Source organism: Paraburkholderia nodosa (genome assembly GCF_001718195.1).
In the GTDB taxonomy this organism is placed as follows: domain Bacteria; phylum Pseudomonadota; class Gammaproteobacteria; order Burkholderiales; family Burkholderiaceae; genus Paraburkholderia; species Paraburkholderia nodosa_A.
Genome location: NZ_MCNV01000003.1, coordinates 486,252 through 504,168 on the forward strand (window position 1 = coordinate 486,252; position 17,917 = coordinate 504,168).

Consider the following 17,917-nt stretch of genomic DNA (forward strand, 5'->3'; position numbering starts at 1 on the left):
CGGGATCGACAAGACGATTTCGCGGCGCACTGCCAGTCGGCGCACAGGCCGCTCCAGCGGGCTTGCCTGGCGCGGCCGCGAGGTGTTGCCACCTTGCCGTCACACACGTTCAGGGCCCGTTTGTCGTGCCTAAGAAATCTCTGGGATTATAGCGCACTGACCGTTTTGACGCAGTGCACACAAGGCACTTGAAAGGCTGGATCCGGGCTCTCGCGCTGCCCGCAAAACAGGCACGAAAGCCGTCGCAAAAGTGCCACCCACCGTACGCCGGGCCGCCCTGCCTATATTTTGGGCAACTCGTCAAAATGCGTAAAATCCTTTATGCTGCTTTGACTTACCACCAACCGCAGCGGCGTCGCCGGCCCAATCCTGTAGTTCGAGGCCGGATCGGGCGCCGTTTTTGTTTCATGACCTCCCGGACCATACGCCATTACCTGCAGTTCAAGGATTTCTCCCTTGACGAATATGAATATGTGCTGGAGCGTGCGCGCATCCTGAAGCGCAAGTTCAAGAACTACGAGACCTATCACCCGCTGCACGACCGCACGCTGGCGATGATCTTCGAGAAGAGCTCCACGCGCACGCGCCTTTCGTTCGAAGCGGGTATCTTCCAGCTGGGCGGCCACGCGGTGTTCATGAACACGCGCGACACGCAGCTCGGCCGCGGCGAGCCGATCGAAGATTCGGCGCAGGTCATCTCGCGCATGGTCGACATCATCATGATCCGCACATTCGGCCAGGACATCCTGCAGCGCTTCGCCGAAAGCTCGCGCGTGCCGGTCATCAACGGTCTCACGAACGAGTACCACCCCTGCCAGGTGCTGGCCGACATCTTCACGTACTACGAGCACCGCGGTCCGATCCGCGGCAAGACCGTGGCGTGGGTCGGCGACGCCAACAACATGCTCTACACGTGGATCGAAGCTGCGCAAATCCTCGGCTTCAAGCTGCGCATCTCCACGCCGCCGGGTTATCCGCTCGATCCGGCGCTGGTCGCGCCGGAAAGCAAACCGTTCTACGAAGTGTTCGACGACCCGCACGACGCCTGCGACGGCGCCGACCTCGTCACGACCGACGTCTGGACCAGCATGGGCTTCGAGGCCGAAAACGAAGCGCGCAAGCAGGCCTTCGCCGACTGGTGCGTGGACGCGCCGATGATGGCCCGCGCCAACGCCGATGCGCTTTTCATGCACTGCCTGCCCGCGCACCGCGGCGAGGAAGTGAGCGCCGAGGTGATCGACGGCCCGCAGAGCGTAGTCTGGGACGAGGCGGAAAACCGCCTGCACGTGCAGAAGGCGCTCATGGAGTTCCTGCTGCTCGGCCGCCTGAACCACTGAGCCTCGCGCACATCACCAAGAAGAAAGCCGACCTGAAAGTCGGCTTTTTTGTGCGCGCTGCGGCGCGCGCCTCGTTCATCAGACCGTTTCACCAAGACGGCGCGCCAGCGACTTCAGAAGCGGCGCCACGCGCTCGCGAAACACCTCGGGGCCCATCGACGAAGCCGGCCCGCTGCAGCTGAGCACGAGCCAGCGACGCTCGCGCGGCTCGCGAAACGGCACCGCCACCGCGTTGACGTCTTCGTGCCAGTCGCGAAACGAATAGCAGCACCCCTCCTTGCCGAACACCTCGATCTCGTGTTTCGCGGCCGCAACCAACGCCGGCCCTTCGGCGCCCGCTGTCTTCTCCAGTTCCGCGAACAACGCCATCCGCACATCGATGGGCTGCACGGCCAGATACGCGCGGCCCATCGAACTCGTCAGCATCGAGAGCCGCGAGCCCGACGCGAGGCCGAGCGTGAGCGCCGTCTCGCTGCGGATCGTCTCCAGATAGATCACGTCGAGGCCGTCACGGCACCCCAGCGACACCGCGGCGCCCACCTCGCGCGCGAATGCGCGCATATGCGGGCGGGCGAGTTCGAGCGTGTCCGTGCCGGAAAGCAGCGCAAAGCCGAGCGACAGCACCCCGGCGTCGAGCGCATATTTGCCTAGCGATTCGTCAAAGCGCAGATAGCCGAGCACGGTGAGCGTGTATGCGAGCCGGTTCACGGTCGCCTTGGGCAGGCCCGTGCGCTCCACGAAATCGCGGTTGCCGAGCAGCGTCTCGCCGGGGCGGAATGCCCGCAGCAGGTCGAGCCCGCGGGCGAGCGCCACGACGAACTTGCGCTCGTCGACCGGCCCCTCGGCCAGCGAAGCAGAAAAAGAGGAAGTCGTAGTCATTCCGGATGCAGACATGGGCGCCCTGGTGCTACACTAAAGTCAATTTGCAAAACATTGTTCCGCATAGCGGAACTCACGTCAAGCGCAAATCTGCCCATTTCAAGGATTTGAGGAAAGGAGAGACACCATGGCCGCACACGCCCAGTTCCATTGGGAAGACCCGCTTCTGCTCGACCAGCAGCTCACCGAAGAGGAGCGCATGGTGCGCGACGCCGCCGCCGCGTATGCCCAGGACAAGCTCGCGCCGCGCGTGCTGGAAGCGTTCCGCCACGAGAAGACAGACGCCTCGATCTTCCGCGAGATGGGCGAAGTCGGCCTGCTCGGCCCGACGATTCCCGAGCAATACGGCGGCCCCGGCCTCAATTACGTCGCCTATGGCCTCATCGCGCGCGAAGTCGAGCGCATCGACTCGGGCTATCGCTCGATGATGTCGGTGCAGTCGTCGCTCGTGATGGTGCCGATCTTCGAATTCGGCTCGCAAGCGCAAAAGCAGAAGTACCTGCCCAAGCTCGCCAGCGGCGAATGGATCGGCTGCTTCGGTCTCACGGAGCCGAACCACGGCTCGGACCCGGGCAGCATGGTCACGCGCGCGAAGAAAGTGAACGGCGGCTACGCGCTCTCGGGCGCGAAGATGTGGATCACGAACTCGCCGATCGCCGATGTTTTCGTCGTCTGGGCGAAGCTCGAAGAAGACGGCAAGGACGACATCCGCGGCTTCATTCTGGAGAAGGGCTGGAAGGGTCTGTCGGCGCCGGCTATCCATGGCAAGGTGGGTCTGCGCGCTTCGATCACCGGCGAAATCGTGCTCGACGAAGTGTTCGTGCCGGAAGAAAACCTCATGCCGGGCGTGAAGGGCTTGCGCGGTCCGTTCACCTGCCTGAACTCGGCGCGCTACGGCATTGCCTGGGGCGCGCTCGGCGCCGCGGAATCGTGCTGGCACACCGCGCGCCAGTACGTGCTCGACCGCAAGCAGTTCGGCCGCCCGCTTGCCGCGAACCAGCTGATCCAGAAGAAGCTCGCCGACATGCAAACGGAAATCACGCTCGGGCTGCAGGGCTGCCTGCGTCTTGGCCGCATGAAGGACGAAGGCACGGCGGCCGTCGAGATCACGTCGATCATGAAGCGCAACTCGTGCGGCAAGTCGCTCGACATCGCGCGTCTCGCCCGCGACATGCTGGGCGGCAACGGCATTTCCGACGAGTTCGGCGTGGCGCGCCACCTCGTGAATCTCGAAGTGGTGAACACGTACGAAGGCACGCACGACATCCACGCGCTGATCCTCGGCCGCGCACAAACGGGCATTCAGGCGTTCTTCTGATCGCCGCCCTGCCCGGCTTCGCCGGCGCATGAAAAAACGCCGCACGATTCGTTTCGTGCGGCGTTTCTGTTTCGGCGCCCGTGACGCGGACGCTGGCCGAACGGCTTACTTGTTGGGCTGCGGTGTCATGCGCAGATACGGACGCAGGGCCTTGTAGCCCTTCGGGAACTTCTGCTTGAGGACTTCCTCGTCCTTCAGCGACGGCACGATCACGACGTCGTCGCCCTGCTTCCAGTTGCCGGGCGTCGCGACCTGATAGTTGTCGGTGAGCTGCAGCGAGTCGATCACGCGCAGCACCTCGTCGAAGTTGCGGCCCGTGCTCGCCGGATAGGTGATGATGAGGCGCACCTTCTTGTTCGGGTCGATCACGAAGAGCGAGCGCACAGTGAGCGTCTCATTCGCGTTCGGATGGATCATGTCGTACAGCGTGGACACCTTGCGGTCGCCGTCCGCGAGAATCGGGAAGCCGACGTTAGCGGCTTGCGTCTCGTTGATGTCCTTGATCCACTCGTTGTGCGACTGGGCGCTATCCACCGAAAGCGCAATCGTCTTCACGTTGCGCTTCTCGAATTCGTCCTTGAGCCTGGCGGTCAGGCCAAGCTCGGTCGTGCAGACCGGCGTGAAGTCGGCCGGGTGTGAAAACAGCACGCCCCAGCTATTGCCGAGCCACTCGTGAAACTTGATGCGGCCAATGCTCGAATCCTGCTCGAAGTCGGGTGCGATATCGCCAAGACGTAGACTCATGGTGCGGTTCCTCTGAACGAAGTGAACGGGTTTGATCGAACCGGCGCGCGCTGCCCGTTGATCCAGTAGACGTTTACAACACTCAAGCATACAGGCCCAGGTTGCGCCCCGCGAACGAACATCGGCTCACACCGGTATGAGTTTTTGTAATTTTGAGCCGATTGGAGGAAACTTTAGGTGCCGGATCAAATCAATGACTCACCTCGCGATTATTTGTGAGCGGGATCCAGAGCCCCGTCCATACACGCTCGCGGGAACGGATCGTGCGAACTCGCAGGTCGTGGCGGCGCGTCATGCTTGCCAGCGCCCGTATCTTTGTTACGATTCACGCGTGATGTGACACGATGGGAGCCAGTCAATGTCAGAAGTCAACAAGGAGAGGCTGATGTCCGATATCAAAACCGTCCTCGCGGACGCAGAGGACCTGCTCAAGCAGGCTGCGAGCGCTACGGGTGAGCGCGCTTCGGAATTGCGCGAAACGGCACTCTCGCGTCTGAAGCAGGCAAAAGAGAAGGCCGCCGACGTCCAGGTGGTCGTGGTCGAGAAAGGCAAGAAAGCGGCCCGCGCCACCGACGACTATGTCCACGAGCATCCGTGGGCGTCGATCGGGATCGCCGCCGGCGTGGGCGTGCTGGTCGGATTGCTGATCAACCGCAAATAAAGCAGCGCTCGCCGCGCTACGCGAGTGGGCTCCGGGCCCCTCGCGCGGCGCGCTCGACCAGGCGCTGGCAGCGCTTGCCTGACGGCTTTTCGTTGGCGCGGCCCACCGCACCGCTTGGTCTCGCCGGGCAATTCAGCCCGCTGTCTTTTGTTGCGTTTTTTCTTGCGCATTGCTCGGGCATCCGCCTGCGCCACCTGCCATCGCCATGACGACAGACACCCACTCGCAGCGACACGAACACGGGCCGTTGCGCCGACTGCTCGGCTCCGCGTCCGCGATGCTACAGACGCGGCTAGAACTGATCGGCATCGAACTCGCCGAGGAGAAGGACCGCCTCATCGGCGTGCTCTTTCTTGGCCTCGCGGGGATGATGTTCGCGATGCTTGCCCTGATCGCGCTCACGGCGCTCGTTGCCATCGCCTTCTGGGACACGTACCGCTGGGAGGCGCTCGCCGGTCTCACGGTCGTCTACGCGATCGCGGCCATTTTCTGCGGCCTGAAGGCGCGCCGCGGGCTGCACACCGCGCCACTCGTCTTCCAGGCGACGCTCGAGGAATTCGAGAAAGACCGAGACGCCCTGCGCAACCCCTAGCCGCGAGCCGACGCCATGAATCAACCTCGACCGGACACTGCTTTTCGCCCCCGCCGCGGCCGCGCGCACGATCTGTCGACGCCGCAGCTGCGCGCCCTGCGCAAGGAATTGCTGCTCGTGCGAGCGAGCGTCGAGCGTGCCGAAATGGCCGAAGCGCTCGTCGACATCCGCGCGACGGTTACGAACTTCAGCTGGCTGCGGTTCGTCGTGCCCGGATTCAGTCGCTCAGGCGGCGGCGTGGCTTCCGGCCTCGGCAGCCTGCTCAAGGAATATCCGCTGGTCAGTTCGCTCATCTCGCTCATCGTGGCAAAGCCGCTGCGTACGAGCATCGTCTCGGCTGCGCGCCCCGTCATCAAGTGGGGCGGCCTCGCTTTTACGGCGTGGGAAGCGTATCGCGTTTGGCAGCAGGTGCGGCGTCAGCGCGGCACCTCTGCGAACCGGCCTGCCCGCGACAAGTCCGACGAAGACGACCTCACCGGCTGATCACCGCCGCCCGCGGCAGCCCTCCAGGCCGTTCACCGGTCCCTCCAGCACATCTGCGTAGACGCCGGGACAACGCCGCTGCCTGCAGCACGATTGCTGCGCGCGCCGGTTGCGTCGAGTACGAAGGCGCCGCACGCATCGCCACGCATCGGCCCGGCTTCCACCGGATCGGCTACGAGGGCGTAGCCGCCGTTGGAATCGTCGGCGGGCATGAGACGCAGGCGGTAGACGGGCGTTCCCGTCGGCGGAGCCTGGTCGAACCCAGTGGGCAAAAGTGCCATCGACGCGCTCTGCGTATCGACGAGTTGCGCTGCGCGATAGAGCGCGGCCACGGCGTCGATGCGATGTCCCCGCGCGATCTGCGCGCTCCACCCCGGCATCGCGAAGGCGGCGACGATGGCGGCCACCGCCAGCGCGATGACCAGTTCGAGCAGTGTGAACGCGTTGTACCGGTTGCTCTTCACCTTACCTCCCGTTTGCCTCGTCAAAAGGGCCTCGCGACGACGTAGCGCCAGTGATGCTCGACGCGTGTCGCGTCGCCCTCGGCTTCGATGACCAACTGGTCCTGAAGCCAGCTTTGCGTGTCTTCCGATGCGCCGAACCCTCGCGCCGTGACGAGATACGCGCGAGCCAGCGGACGGCTATCGATGCGCCAGGCCTCGACGAGGCATTGCGGCAAGCGCACGGACCCCGGCCACGCAGCAAGGGGCGCAACCGTCTGCCGCTCGAAGCTGTCCTGCCGCCGCCAGGCTTGCGGCTCGCCTGACTGCGTGGCCGCCGCTGGTGGGGCCAGCGAGCCATTCGTCAGCGCACGCGAGCACAACACGAGCGCGGCGTCGGCGGCATGGAAGGCCTGCAGATGATCGGCGACGGCATCCGCGTTGCGCCGCCCCAGCAGCGCGGCCTCGAACCACGCCGCCGAGGTCGCGAGCATCATCGCGACGACAAGCAGCACGACTGGAAGCGCCACGCCGCGAGCCGTGGCCAGTGTGCGACGCTTCCCGCGCAGGCTTATTTTCATGACGCTGCCGGCAAAACGTTACGCAGCGCGATGTGCCGCCAGAACGCTTGTCGCGCTCGCCCATCCGCGCCGAGCGCCTGCACGCCATCGCAATCGACGTATCGGATGCGCCGCGCAAAGGCCGCTCCGCGCACCAGCACGCACAGATCGACCGCGACGACCGACGCCCACTGATCGCGAGCGAGCGCCGAAGCGTCGACCGCCTGCGCCGCGCCCGCCGTCCAGTAGCGCAGGCGCAAACGCTCGACGCCCTCGACGAGCGGCTGTGGCTTGCCGACCTTGCCGGAGCCCGCGCAGTAAAGCTCGCTTTCGCGAGTCGTGTGGCTCGCCGCCGCGGCATAATACCGGTTCACGATTTCCACGCTCCCCATACCAACCCCCTGCCCGAGGCAGTCGGTAACCTGGCCGTTTGCGGCGGGCCACGTCGATACGCTGTCGCCTTGATAGCGCACGGCCAACCCGTCGGAGCGGCTCGGCAGCAGCGCGCAGGCAAGCGCCGCATCGGTACCGCTCGGGCTCCCCGCCGAGCAGCCGAAGATCGCGGCGCCGGCAAGCGGCGAGCGTGCGTCCGCCGAAACAAAACCGGCCATCTGAATCTGCTCGCCGATCAGCATCAACGCATTCATGCCGGCCTCGTGGATGCGCGCAGCGTCGCTCGCCTGCGCGTATGCCAGGCGCTGCATGCGATATGCCGAGAGCGCGCCAAGCGTCACCACCAGGCCCAGCGCCACGGCGATCGTCAGTTCGAGCAGCGTGTGGCCAGCCTCCTGGACCCCGTGGGCGCAGCGCATGTTCATCGCAGAAACGCCAGGGCGACGCAGGCGCGCCCGGCGGAAGCCGTGGCATCGAGACACCGCGCAACCCGCGAAACCGGCGTCGATCCCGACGCTGCGCCGTGCGGTGTCGCCGCCCAACTCACGGACGCGATCGATGCGTCGCCGCCCGCGCTCGACATGGTCAGCCGCCCTTCGGGCACGACGCTCGCCGCCAGCGCCTGCCATCGATCGGTCGTGGCGGGCGTTGCCCGCGCCACGCGCGCCGCTTCGGCCATGGCGTCAGCGGCAAAGGCCGCGCGCTCGCGCGCCGCTGCCAGTTGCGCGTGCCGGGCCAGCCCGAGCTGGGTGCTCATCAGGCCGAGCCCGCACATCGCCATGATGCCGAGCGCAATGGCGACCTCCAGCAGCGTCGACCCGCGCTCGCCGCGCTCGCTCACCCGGCTCATGACGCCCCCGTGCATGCGCCGTCGCTGATGCGTGCCCGCCCCCCCTGTGCGATGCGTATGCAGCGACGCCAGCCCGCACCGCGTTGTGCCGCCGACGGGACCCGCGGGGCAATCTCGAAGTTGCGCAAGCTGCCGATGGTCTGCCCCGCCGGCGGCGAAAACGTGATGGCGGTGAGCCCCGACGCCACGGAGATCGCATCGAGCGCCGGCTGGATGCGCAACGGAATAGACGCTCCGGCGCGCTCGATCATGACGGCCCAGCCACAGGACCAGTCGGCAATTCCGGACGGACACGCTTTGGCCGCCTCGAGGCAATGGCGCGCGGCGTCGACGCGGCAAACGGTGACGCGCGCCTTGCGCCGTATGGCCTCGTTGCGTGCATAGGCGAGCGTGCCGAGCATGGCGTTGGCGCGCGCGTCGACCTGATCGCGCACGCGCCACGCGGTGAAAACAGGCGTGGAAACCGTTGCGCAGATCGCTAGCAGGACGATGACGACCATCGTCTCAATGAGCGTGAATCCTCCGGACTTCATGAGCAATCCTTAGTTCGAGCGGATTGCCATCAATCTACGGACGAAAACGAAACGAAACAATTAGCCGAACGGCTAGCTGGTGCGCGCAACGCCGGCTCGCGAGAATGCAAGCGTTACGACAGCGGCCTGGCAGGAGGGAAGAAAAATGGGAATGCGCTCAGCGCTTTTTCGCGGGGTTGTTGGCGCCCGCGCGGCGGAATTCCTCGATCACGTCTTCGAATTCGGAGACGTCCTCGAAGCGTCGGTACACCGAAGCAAACCGTACGAACGCCACCTTGTCGAGTTCGCGCAATTCGCCCATGACAAGTTCGCCAAGGCGCTCGCTGCGCACTTCGCGCTCGCCGCTGCCGAGCAATTGGTCCTCGATACGGGCAACCGCCGCGTCGATCGCATCGGCTGCAACCGGGCGCTTGCGCAGCGCCAGTTGCATGCTCGCCACGATCTTGCGGCGGTCGAATTCCGTGCGGCTGCCATCCTTCTTGACGATCGAAGGCATCGCCAGCTCGACCCGCTCGTACGTCGTGAAACGCTTGTCGCAGGCCGGGCAGCGGCGGCGGCGCCGGATCGCGGCGCCGTCTTCGGACACGCGCGAGTCGACGACCTGCGTGTCTTCGTGCCGGCAGAAGGGGCAGCGCATGGGTTATCGCGTGGCTTAGCGGTAAACCGGGAAACGCTTCGTCAGCTCGGCGACCTGCGCCTTCACGCGCTCGATCGTCGCGGCGTCTTCCGGATTGTCGAGCACGTCGGCGATCAGGTTGCCGACCTGCTCGGCTTCCTTCACGCCAAAGCCGCGCGTCGTCATGGCCGGCGAACCGAGACGGATACCGCTCGTCACGAACGGCTTTTCCGGGTCGTTCGGGATCGCGTTCTTGTTGACCGTAATGTGCGCGGTGCCCAGCACGGCTTCCGCCGCCTTGCCGGTGATGTTCTTCGCGCGCAGGTCCACCAGCATCACGTGGCTTTCCGTGCGGCCGGAAACGATGCGCAGACCGCGCTTGACCAGCGTCTCCGCCAGCACGCGTGCGTTGTCGACCACTTGCTGCTGGTAGGTCTTGAACTCCGGCGAGAGCGCTTCCTTGAACGCCACGGCCTTGCCGGCAATGACGTGCATGAGCGGACCGCCCTGAATGCCCGGGAAGATGGCCGAGTTGATCTGCTTCTCGAACTCCGCCTTCATCAGGATCACACCGCCGCGTGGGCCGCGCAGGCTCTTGTGCGTGGTCGTGGTGACGAAGTCGGCGTGCGGCACCGGGTTCGGGTAGACGCCTGCGGCGATCAGACCGGCGTAGTGCGCCATGTCGACCATGAAGTACGCGCCAACCGCCTTGGCAACCTTGGCGATGCGCTCGAAGTCGATACGCAGTGCGAAAGCCGACGCACCGGCGATGATCAGCTTCGGCCTGGTTTCGTGCGCGCGCTTTTCGAGCGCGTCGTAGTCGATGTCTTCCTTGGCGTCGAGGCCGTAGCTCACGACGTTGAACCACTTGCCGCTCATGTTCAGCGCCATGCCGTGCGTGAGGTGACCACCTTCGGCGAGGCTCATGCCCATGATGGTGTCGCCCGGCTTGAGCACGGCGAAGAACACGCCCTGGTTGGCCTGCGAGCCCGAGTTCGGCTGAACGTTCGCGGCTTCGGCGCCGAACAGCTGCTTCACGCGGTCGATCGCGAGCTGCTCGACGATATCCACGTTTTCGCAGCCGCCGTAATAGCGCTTACCGGGGTAGCCTTCGGCGTACTTGTTGGTGAGCTGCGAACCCTGCGCGGCCATGACCGCGGGCGAGGTGTAGTTTTCCGACGCGATGAGCTCGATGTGCTCTTCCTGGCGGCGGTTCTCGAGTTCGATCGCCTTGAAGAGTTCGGGATCGACGTTGGCGATGGTGCTTTCGGCTCTGTCAAACATACGGATTCCGTTAAGTGTGTTCAGGTTGACCGGGTCTCGCGCGGAACGCGTAGCGGGTACGCGGCGCTGCTGGCGAAGAGGCCAGCCTTGACGTGGCGGAACGAGGTGCCGCACACGCGAGGCAGGACAGCCCCCGCAGCGCAAACGAAAGCGCGCGAAATCAGGCTGCCCAGGCGAACGGCAAAACGGCACCCTGCGCTTCACGGTGGGTCGTTCCACCTTGAGTCCCCAATAACAAGCGCATGGCTACCGCCAATGCCGCCATTTCGGAACCCTATCGCCAGTCACGCAGGGATTGAGCGCGTTAGTTTATTGGAACGGCAGGGAATAGGCAACCGCCCGCCCCCAGTGCGCTCGGGCGTCCCGCGGGCTGCGACGCGCCGTGCGGCGGCGCCGGCCATGCGATCCGCGCGCGTACTGTCCCTTTCTTGCCGCCATGCGGCATTGCAAGTAGGCTCTCCCCTTTTCCCGCCTTCTACCGACCAGAGAGCCACCATGATCGTTTTCGTCACCGGCGCGTCCGCAGGATTCGGCGCCGCCATCGCTCGCGCCTTCGTGAAGGGCGGACATCGCGTCGTCGCCACGGCTCGCCGCAAGGACCGCCTCGACGCCCTCGCCGCCGAACTCGGCGACGCCCTCCTGCCCATCGAGCTCGACGTGCGCGACCGCGCGGCGGTCGAAGCCGCGCCCGGCGCGCTGCCGCCCGGGTTCGCCGGCATCGACGTGCTGGTCAACAACGCCGGCCTCGCGCTCGGCGTGGAGCCGGCACAGAAGGCCGACCTCGACGAGTGGGAAACCATGATCGACACCAACTGCACCGGTCTCGTGCAGGTCACTCACGCGTTCTTGCCCGGCATGGTCGAGCGCAACCGCGGCCACATTTTCAATATCGGTTCGGTGGCGGGCCGCTGGCCGTATGCGGGGGGCAACGTCTATGGCGCGACCAAGGCGTTCGTGCGTCAGTTCAGCCTGAACCTGCGCGCTGACCTCGCGGGCACGGCACTGCGCGTGACCGACATCGAGCCGGGCCTGTGCGGCGGCACCGAGTTCTCGAACGTGCGCTTTCGCGGCGACGACACCCGGGCAGCCAGCGTCTACAAGGACGTGCAGCCGCTCACGGCCGAGGACATCGCCGATTCGATCTACTGGATCGCCACGCGCCCCGGGCACGTCAACATCAACACGATCGAACTGATGCCCGTTGCCCAGACATTCGCCGGTACCAGTATCCACCGCGGCTAAAAATACCTTACAAATTTAATACTTACGTCAGTCGTACGAAAGACGTAGGGGCCTCGCGTTCCGGTAGAATGCGCGGCATGGAAAATTCCACCAGCAAGCCGGACGCGGCGTCGTCACCGGCCGGGCGCGGCTTTACGTGGCCGGTGCGCGTCTACTACGAGGACACCGACGCCGGTGGCATCGTGTTTTACGCGAATTACCTGAAGTTCTTCGAACGCGCGCGCACCGAATGGCTGCGCGCGTGCGGCGTCGATCAGCGTCGGCTCGCCGAGGAAACGGGCGTGCTCTTCGTCGTGCGCAGCACCGCGCTCGACTACCGTTCGCCGGCGCGCCTCGACGACGTCGTCACCACCGTCAGCCGCGTCGAGAAGCTGGGCCGCGCCTCGGTCGACTTCATGCAGGAAGCGTGGCGCGAAAACACGCTGCTCGCCACGGGCACCATTCGCGTTGCCTGCGTCGACAGCACGGCCATGCGGCCCGCACCCATTCCGGCCCCCGTTCATGAAGCCTTGCAACGTGGACCCCAGAAAGACCTGTACGCCGTGTCAACGGCAGTGCAGTAATTACCGTTGATACGACGCCAGTGAACTCGCGCCGGTCAATGCAGGACCAAGCAGGGTTCGGCCGCGACGGCACGAGAGCTTCCCAACCGCCTACGGGAAGCCTTGCGTTGTCTTGCAGCCGCTCGCCCCTTTCGGGACGTCACAACGAACCTATATGAACACTACACAAGATCTGTCGATCATTTCTCTCGTTCTTAATGCGAGCATACTGGCACAGGCGGTGATGGGGCTTCTTCTGCTCATGTCGCTGATTTCCTGGACTTTCATCTTCCGCAAGTGGTTTGCGATCCGCCGGGCGCGGTCCCAGACAGAGCGCTTCGAGCGCGACTTCTGGTCAGGCGGCGACCTGCAGGCGCTCTACCAGAGCGCAGCCAACAACCGTCACACGATCGGCGCGCTCGAGCGTATCTTCGAGTCGGGCATGCGCGAATTCCTGAAGGCGAAAGAGAAGCGCCTGAACGATCCGAGCCTCGTGCTCGACGGCGCCCGCCGCGCGATGCGCGCCGCCTTCCAGCGCGAAATGGATGCGCTCGAGGCGAACCTCTCGTTCCTCGCTTCGGTCGGCTCGGTGAGTCCGTACATCGGTCTTTTCGGCACGGTCTGGGGGATCATGAACGCGTTCCGCGGTCTCGCGAACGTGCAGCAGGCAACGCTCGCGAACGTCGCGCCCGGCATCGCCGAAGCGCTGACGGCGACCGCGATCGGTCTGTTCGCCGCCATTCCGGCGGTGGTCGCGTATAACAGCTACGCACACGACATCGACCGTCTGGCGATCCGCTTCGAAACCTTCATCGAAGAGTTTTCGAACATCCTGCAGCGTCAGGCCCACTAATCTTCACGAAGCAAGGAGTCGAAGATGGGAGGCTCAGTCCGTTCGAGCATGCGAGGCAGCCGCTCGCGCCGTGCGATGGCCGACATCAACGTCGTGCCGTACATCGACGTGATGCTGGTGTTGCTCGTGATCTTCATGGTGACCGCGCCGCTCGTGGCGCCGTCCATTGTCAACCTGCCGACCGTCGGCGGCGCGTCGCAGCAGCAGCAGGTGCCGCCCGTCGTGGTCAATATTCGCCCCGACGGCAATCTGAGCGTACGCTACAAGGATGACTCCGGCGCCACGCAGCAACAGACCATGACGCGCGCCGATCTCAACGGCTTCGTCGCCGATCGCGAGCAGAGCCATCCCGACCAGCCCGTCGTGATCGCCGCCGACAAGTCCGTCAAATACGAGACGGTGATGAACGTGATGTCCGACCTGAAGTCGCATGGCGTCAAACGTGTCGGACTGCTCGTCAAATCGCAATGATCCGCAAGAACGATTCGTATCCGCTGCAGCCTCCGCGAGAGCGTGGCACAGGACGTGCTATCGCCCTCGCGGTGCTCATGCACGTGCTGCTCGGCCTGTTCCTCTATCACGGCATCCGCTGGCAGAACAGCACGCCGGCGGGTGAAGAGGCGGAACTGTGGACCGAGGTGCCGGACCTGTCGACACCGAAGCCGCTGCCGCCGCCCGCGCCGGTCGCCCCTGCCCCGCCGCCGCCTCAAACCGAGGAAGCCGACATTGCGCTGCAACAGCAAAAGCGTAAGCAGCAGGAAGCGCAGCGCGAGGCGCAACTGGCCGAGCAGCAGCAGCGTCTGAAAGCCCAGCAGGAAGCCGAAGCGAAGCGTCAGCAGCTCGCGGCCCAGCAGGCCGCGCAGCAGAAGGCCGAAAAACTCAAGCAGCAGCAGGAACAGCAGCAAGCCGCGGCGGAGAAGCAAAAGCAGCTGCAGCAGCAGGACGCGCTCAAGAAGCAGCAGCAGGAAGAAGAGCAGCAGAAGCAGGCGAAGCTCGACGCGCAGAAGAAGGCCGACGCCGAGAAGGCGGCCAAGGCGAAGGCGCAAGCCGACGCCCAGGCGAAGAAGCTCGACGCGGAACGCCGCGCCCGCATCGCGCAGATGCAAGGCTCGATGGGCGGCGGCGAAGGTACGAGCGGCAACGGTCTTGCGAAGAGCGGCACGGGCAGCGGCTCGGGCGGCAACGCGACATCGCCGGGCTACGCCGACAAGGTGCGCCGCCGCGTGCGTCCGAACATCGTGTGGGCGGGCGAAACGTCGGGTCTCGAAACGGAGATCGCGGTGCGTTGCTCGCCGACCGGCACGCTGCTTTCGGCGACGATCTCGCGCAGCAGCGGCAACGCGTCGTGGGACGACGCCGCGTTGCGGGCAGTTCAGCGCTCGGATCCGATGCCGGTCGATACCGACGGCAAGGCGCCTTCTAGCTTCAAGATCACCTTGCGCCCGGCAGGTTGATGGCGAGCGCAAGGCGCAGAAAGGTTGAGGAAAGCCGCCGCGCAACAGTGGCTAATAAGGAACGATTCGAACGTTTTCGGGTCAGTCTGCTGTTGCGCGTTATGACAAAATTGCTTTTTTCAGGAAATATCACAGCATGACATTGATGACGAAGCTTGGCCTGCGAACCCTCGTCGCGTCCTGCCTGATCACGGCGGGCGGCGCGGCGAACGCACAACTCAACGTCCTCGTCACCGGCGTGGGCTCCACCCAGTTCCCCATCGCCACGGCTAACTTTGCCGGTGAAGCGAATTCGCCCGAGCAGGTCGCGGCCATCGTGCGCGCCGACCTGCAACGCAGCGGGAAATTTACGAATATCGATGCCGGCAGCGCACCGATCTCGGAAAACGACTCCGTCGACCTCGGCAGCTGGAAGGCCAAGGGCGCCAACGCGTTCGTTGCGGGCAGCGTGAACAAGCTCGCCAACGGCCAGTACGAAGTGCGCTTCAAGCTCTACGACACCGTGAAGGGCGAAAGCCTCGGCGGCCTCGTGCTCACGAGCCCGGCAAGCGGCCTGCGCATGAGCGCGCACAAGGTTGCGGACTACATCTATCAGAAGCTGCTCGGCGATCGCGGCGTGTTCGCCACGCGTCTTTCATACGTGATCAAGACGGGCGGCCGCTTCCAGCTGCAGGTTTCGGACTCCGATGGACAAGACGCGCATATCGCGCTGTCGAGCCCCGAGCCGATCATCTCGCCGGCCTGGTCGCCCGACGGCACCAAGGTCGCTTACGTATCTTTCGAAAAGAAGAAGCCGATCGTCTACGTGCACGACCTGCCGACGGGTCGCCGCGTGATCATTTCGGACCAGAAGGGCAACAATTCGGCGCCGGCCTGGTCTCCCGACGGCCGCACGCTCGCAGTAGCATTGTCGCGCACGGGCAACACGCAGATCTTCGCCGTCAATGCCGACGGCTCCGGCCTGCACCGCCTCACGCAAGGCACGACGATCGACACCGAACCCAACTACTCTCCTGACGGACGCTGGATTTATTTCACGAGCGACCGCGGCGGCCAGCCTCAGATTTACAAGATGCCGGCCCAGGGCGAAAGCGCCGCAGCGGCACAGCGTGTGACGTTTACCGGCAACTACAATACGAGCCCGAAGGCCAGCCCGGACGGCAAGCAACTGGCGTACATCTCACGCACGGGCGGCGGATTTAAGCTGTACATTCAAGATCTGCAGTCCGGTGTCGCCACGGCGCTCACTGACACGACACATGACGAGTCGCCCAGCTTCGCGGCGAACGGTCAGTACATTCTTTACGCCACACAGGTGAACGGCCGTGGCGTGCTGGCTGCTGTATCGACCGACGGTCGTACGCGGCAAATCCTGTCCGTTCAGGGCGGCAGCGTACGCGAGCCGTCCTGGGGTCCTTTTATGCAATAACACTTCAGGAGAGAAATAATGATGTCGAAGAAAGTACGCCTGGCCTTGGCCGTCTTGATGATCGGTGCACTGGCAGCGTGTAAGTCGGGTGTCAAGGAAACGAACCCGAACGCCGGTGCGATGAACACCCAGCCGAACCCGAACGCGGTCGCCCAGGTGAACGTCGATGAGCTGAACAATCCGAACAGCCCGCTCGCCAAGCGCAGCGTGTACTTCGATTTCGACAGCTACGCCGTCAAGGACGACTACCAGTCGCTGCTGCAAGCTCACGCACAGTACCTCAAGACGCACCCGGAACGTCACGTCCTGATCCAGGGCAACACCGACGAGCGCGGCACGAGCGAATACAACCTGGCGCTGGGTCAAAAGCGTGCTGAAGCGGTCCGTCGCGCCCTCTCGCTGATGGGCGTGCCCGATTCGCAAATGGAAGCCGTCAGCCTCGGTAAGGAAAAGCCGGTCGCAACGGGCCACGACGAAGCATCGTGGGCGCAGAACCGCCGTGCTGACCTCGTGTATCAACAGTAATTGAGCATTGGATGAAGGGGCGTATGTCGCACCGTTTCTCCCCGCTGCGCGTAGCCGCAGCCGCTTGCGTGGCTGGCGTCGCCTTTGCGGCGCTGCCGGCCCACGCGGGTATCTTCGATGACGATCAGGCGCGCCAGGCGATTCTCGACCTGCGCGCGAAAACGGACAGCCTGTCCAGCCAGCTGTCCGCCGCTCAACGCACGATCCTCGACCAGTCCAACCACCTCGACCAGCTCAACCAGCAGGTCGCGACGTTGCGCGGACAGAACGAGGATATGGCGAACCAGTTGGCGACCCTGCAGAAGCAACAGAAGGACTACTACACGGATCTCGACACGCGACTCAAGAAGTTCGAGCCGCAGCAGGAGACCGTGGACGGCATGCAAGGCACGGTTCAGCCGGGTGAGATGGACGCGTTCAACGCCGCTTCGCAGCAGTTCCGCAACGGCGACTTCAAGAACGCGGCGGCATCGTTCCGTAGCTTCATCGCGAAGTTCCCGCAGAGTCCTTACCAGCCGACCGCGCAGTACTGGCTCGGCAACGCGCTGTATGCGCTGAAGGACTACAAGGGGTCGACCGCGACGTGGCAGAACGTCGTCAACAAATACCCGCAACACCCGCGTGCCCCCGAGGCACTGCTGGCCATTGCAAACAATCAGATCGAGCAGGGGCAAAAGGCTGCGGCCAAACGCACGCTCGAGCAGGTCGTTTCGCAATACGGCAACTCGGATGTCGCCCAGACGGCGCAGAGCAAGCTTTCACAGCTCAAATAAGCGCTGCTGGATGGTTTTGGCGTGACGTGGCGCTGGCTAATGCCAATGCCGCGAAATGCGCCTCTCGCATACAGGGAAGGCCCGGGGCACGGCGTGCTCCGGGCGCTTCCATCGGTTTTATGACGGCAAAAGTTGACGCGTTGACCAGACGCCGCTATAATCCCGCTTCTCTTTTGGGTCGTTAGCTCAGCTGGTAGAGCAGCGGACTTTTAATCCGTTGGTCACAGGTTCGAATCCCGTACGGCCTACCAAAGCATCAAACAAAAAGCCCAGTCTCCGGACTGGGCTTTTTGCTTTGCAGCGTACGGCGCAGGCTCAAGCGTCTTGAGTGACTCGGCGCGCGAGCATGCGTCCAGCATGTATACTCCCTCCCCCGCCGTCCCATCCCCGCTGCACAGGCCACGTCATC

Annotated in this window: 22 protein-coding genes, 1 tRNA gene and 1 riboswitch; of the genes, 14 read left to right on the top strand and 9 right to left on the bottom strand. The window is 64.5% G+C overall.

What is annotated here, in order from left to right:
- Positions 1-407 precede the first annotated feature (407 nt).
- Positions 408-1,337, top strand: coding sequence for an ornithine carbamoyltransferase (gene argF, locus BFD71_RS08485; protein WP_069262796.1), 930 nt, complete (start codon positions 408-410; stop codon positions 1,335-1,337).
- A gap of 78 nt (positions 1,338-1,415) precedes the next feature.
- On the opposite strand, the gene BFD71_RS08490 is transcribed toward argF, so the two are convergent.
- Positions 1,416-2,216, bottom strand: coding sequence for an IclR family transcriptional regulator (locus BFD71_RS08490; RefSeq protein ID WP_305120751.1), 801 nt, complete (start codon positions 2,214-2,216; stop codon positions 1,416-1,418).
- A gap of 127 nt (positions 2,217-2,343) precedes the next feature.
- Here BFD71_RS08490 and BFD71_RS08495 point away from each other — a divergent pair, with 127 nt between their 5' ends.
- Positions 2,344-3,534, top strand: coding sequence for an acyl-CoA dehydrogenase (locus BFD71_RS08495; RefSeq protein WP_069262798.1), 1,191 nt, complete (start codon positions 2,344-2,346; stop codon positions 3,532-3,534).
- 105 nt (positions 3,535-3,639) lie between these two features.
- On the opposite strand, the gene BFD71_RS08500 is transcribed toward BFD71_RS08495, so the two are convergent.
- A complete protein-coding gene (locus BFD71_RS08500) occupies positions 3,640-4,278 on the bottom strand; it encodes a peroxiredoxin (RefSeq protein WP_069262799.1) in 639 nt (212 codons plus the stop codon).
- Positions 4,279-4,636: 358 nt separating this feature from the next.
- Between BFD71_RS08500 and BFD71_RS08505 the strand changes: the two genes are divergently transcribed.
- The 3 genes from BFD71_RS08505 to BFD71_RS08515 all read left to right on the top strand — a co-directional run bounded on the left by BFD71_RS08505 (position 4,637) and on the right by BFD71_RS08515 (position 6,014).
- Positions 4,637-4,939, top strand: coding sequence for a DUF883 family protein (locus BFD71_RS08505; protein ID WP_007584918.1), 303 nt, complete (start codon positions 4,637-4,639; stop codon positions 4,937-4,939).
- Positions 4,940-5,144: 205 nt separating this feature from the next.
- Positions 5,145-5,531 (top strand): phage holin family protein, encoded by a 387-nt coding sequence (locus BFD71_RS08510; RefSeq protein WP_069262800.1) that lies wholly within the window; start codon positions 5,145-5,147, stop codon positions 5,529-5,531.
- A 15-nt stretch (positions 5,532-5,546) separates the two neighbouring features.
- Positions 5,547-6,014: a DUF3318 domain-containing protein gene (locus BFD71_RS08515; protein ID WP_069262801.1), complete on the top strand. Its 468-nt coding sequence runs from the start codon at positions 5,547-5,549 to the stop codon at positions 6,012-6,014.
- A 32-nt stretch (positions 6,015-6,046) separates the two neighbouring features.
- Here BFD71_RS08515 and BFD71_RS08520 read toward each other — a convergent pair whose 3' ends face one another.
- From BFD71_RS08520 to glyA, 7 genes are all read right to left on the bottom strand, one after another.
- Complete coding sequence (locus BFD71_RS08520; RefSeq protein ID WP_069262802.1) at positions 6,047-6,478, bottom strand: type IV pilin protein; 432 nt, start codon at positions 6,476-6,478, stop codon at positions 6,047-6,049.
- A gap of 20 nt (positions 6,479-6,498) precedes the next feature.
- The gene (locus BFD71_RS08525) at positions 6,499-7,035 is read right to left on the bottom strand and encodes a pilus assembly PilX family protein (protein WP_069262803.1); all 537 of its coding nucleotides are present in this window, start codon (positions 7,033-7,035) and stop codon (positions 6,499-6,501) included.
- Positions 7,032-7,832 carry a PilW family protein gene (locus BFD71_RS08530; protein WP_370684255.1) on the bottom strand — a complete coding sequence of 267 codons (801 nt, stop codon included), beginning with the start codon at positions 7,830-7,832 and terminating at the stop codon, positions 7,032-7,034. Before BFD71_RS08530 ends, BFD71_RS08525 begins: the two co-directional genes overlap by 4 nt.
- Positions 7,829-8,257, bottom strand: a complete 429-nt coding sequence (locus BFD71_RS08535) for a hypothetical protein (RefSeq protein ID WP_141710603.1) — start codon at positions 8,255-8,257, stop codon at positions 7,829-7,831. Before BFD71_RS08535 ends, BFD71_RS08530 begins: the two co-directional genes overlap by 4 nt.
- Complete coding sequence (locus BFD71_RS08540; RefSeq protein ID WP_069262805.1) at positions 8,254-8,790, bottom strand: GspH/FimT family pseudopilin; 537 nt, start codon at positions 8,788-8,790, stop codon at positions 8,254-8,256. Before BFD71_RS08540 ends, BFD71_RS08535 begins: the two co-directional genes overlap by 4 nt.
- Before the next feature lie 157 nt (positions 8,791-8,947).
- Positions 8,948-9,427 carry a transcriptional regulator NrdR gene (nrdR, locus tag BFD71_RS08545; protein WP_069262806.1) on the bottom strand — a complete coding sequence of 160 codons (480 nt, stop codon included), beginning with the start codon at positions 9,425-9,427 and terminating at the stop codon, positions 8,948-8,950.
- Positions 9,428-9,442: 15 nt separating this feature from the next.
- Positions 9,443-10,690, bottom strand: coding sequence for a serine hydroxymethyltransferase (gene glyA / locus BFD71_RS08550; protein WP_069262807.1), 1,248 nt, complete (start codon positions 10,688-10,690; stop codon positions 9,443-9,445).
- A gap of 160 nt (positions 10,691-10,850) precedes the next feature.
- Positions 10,851-10,988, bottom strand: a riboswitch (ZMP/ZTP riboswitch).
- Between the two features lie 197 nt (positions 10,989-11,185).
- Between glyA and ydfG the strand changes: the two genes are divergently transcribed.
- The 9 genes from ydfG (at position 11,186) to BFD71_RS08595 (ending at position 17,759) form a co-directional block, all read left to right on the top strand.
- The gene (gene ydfG, locus BFD71_RS08555) at positions 11,186-11,932 is read left to right on the top strand and encodes a bifunctional NADP-dependent 3-hydroxy acid dehydrogenase/3-hydroxypropionate dehydrogenase YdfG (RefSeq protein WP_069262808.1); all 747 of its coding nucleotides are present in this window, start codon (positions 11,186-11,188) and stop codon (positions 11,930-11,932) included.
- A gap of 68 nt (positions 11,933-12,000) precedes the next feature.
- Positions 12,001-12,495, top strand: coding sequence for a tol-pal system-associated acyl-CoA thioesterase (gene ybgC / locus BFD71_RS08560; RefSeq protein WP_069262809.1), 495 nt, complete (start codon positions 12,001-12,003; stop codon positions 12,493-12,495).
- A gap of 154 nt (positions 12,496-12,649) precedes the next feature.
- Positions 12,650-13,327, top strand: a complete 678-nt coding sequence (tolQ, locus tag BFD71_RS08565) for a protein TolQ (protein ID WP_028205324.1) — start codon at positions 12,650-12,652, stop codon at positions 13,325-13,327.
- 24 nt (positions 13,328-13,351) lie between these two features.
- Positions 13,352-13,798 (top strand): protein TolR, encoded by a 447-nt coding sequence (tolR, locus tag BFD71_RS08570; RefSeq protein ID WP_035513412.1) that lies wholly within the window; start codon positions 13,352-13,354, stop codon positions 13,796-13,798.
- On the top strand, positions 13,795-14,781 hold the full coding sequence (gene tolA, locus BFD71_RS08575) for a cell envelope integrity protein TolA (protein WP_069262810.1): 987 nt from the start codon (positions 13,795-13,797) through the stop codon (positions 14,779-14,781). The genes tolR and tolA overlap by 4 nt, the downstream gene beginning before the upstream one ends.
- Positions 14,782-14,917: 136 nt before the next feature.
- A complete protein-coding gene (gene tolB / locus BFD71_RS08580) occupies positions 14,918-16,210 on the top strand; it encodes a Tol-Pal system beta propeller repeat protein TolB (protein ID WP_069262811.1) in 1,293 nt (430 codons plus the stop codon).
- Between the two features lie 18 nt (positions 16,211-16,228).
- Positions 16,229-16,735: a peptidoglycan-associated lipoprotein Pal gene (pal, locus tag BFD71_RS08585; protein ID WP_042266217.1), complete on the top strand. Its 507-nt coding sequence runs from the start codon at positions 16,229-16,231 to the stop codon at positions 16,733-16,735.
- Between the two features lie 23 nt (positions 16,736-16,758).
- The gene (gene ybgF, locus BFD71_RS08590; protein WP_069262812.1) at positions 16,759-17,508 is read left to right on the top strand and encodes a tol-pal system protein YbgF; all 750 of its coding nucleotides are present in this window, start codon (positions 16,759-16,761) and stop codon (positions 17,506-17,508) included.
- A 175-nt stretch (positions 17,509-17,683) separates the two neighbouring features.
- A tRNA-Lys gene (locus BFD71_RS08595) sits at positions 17,684-17,759 on the top strand.
- The last annotated feature ends 158 nt before the right edge of the window (positions 17,760-17,917 follow it).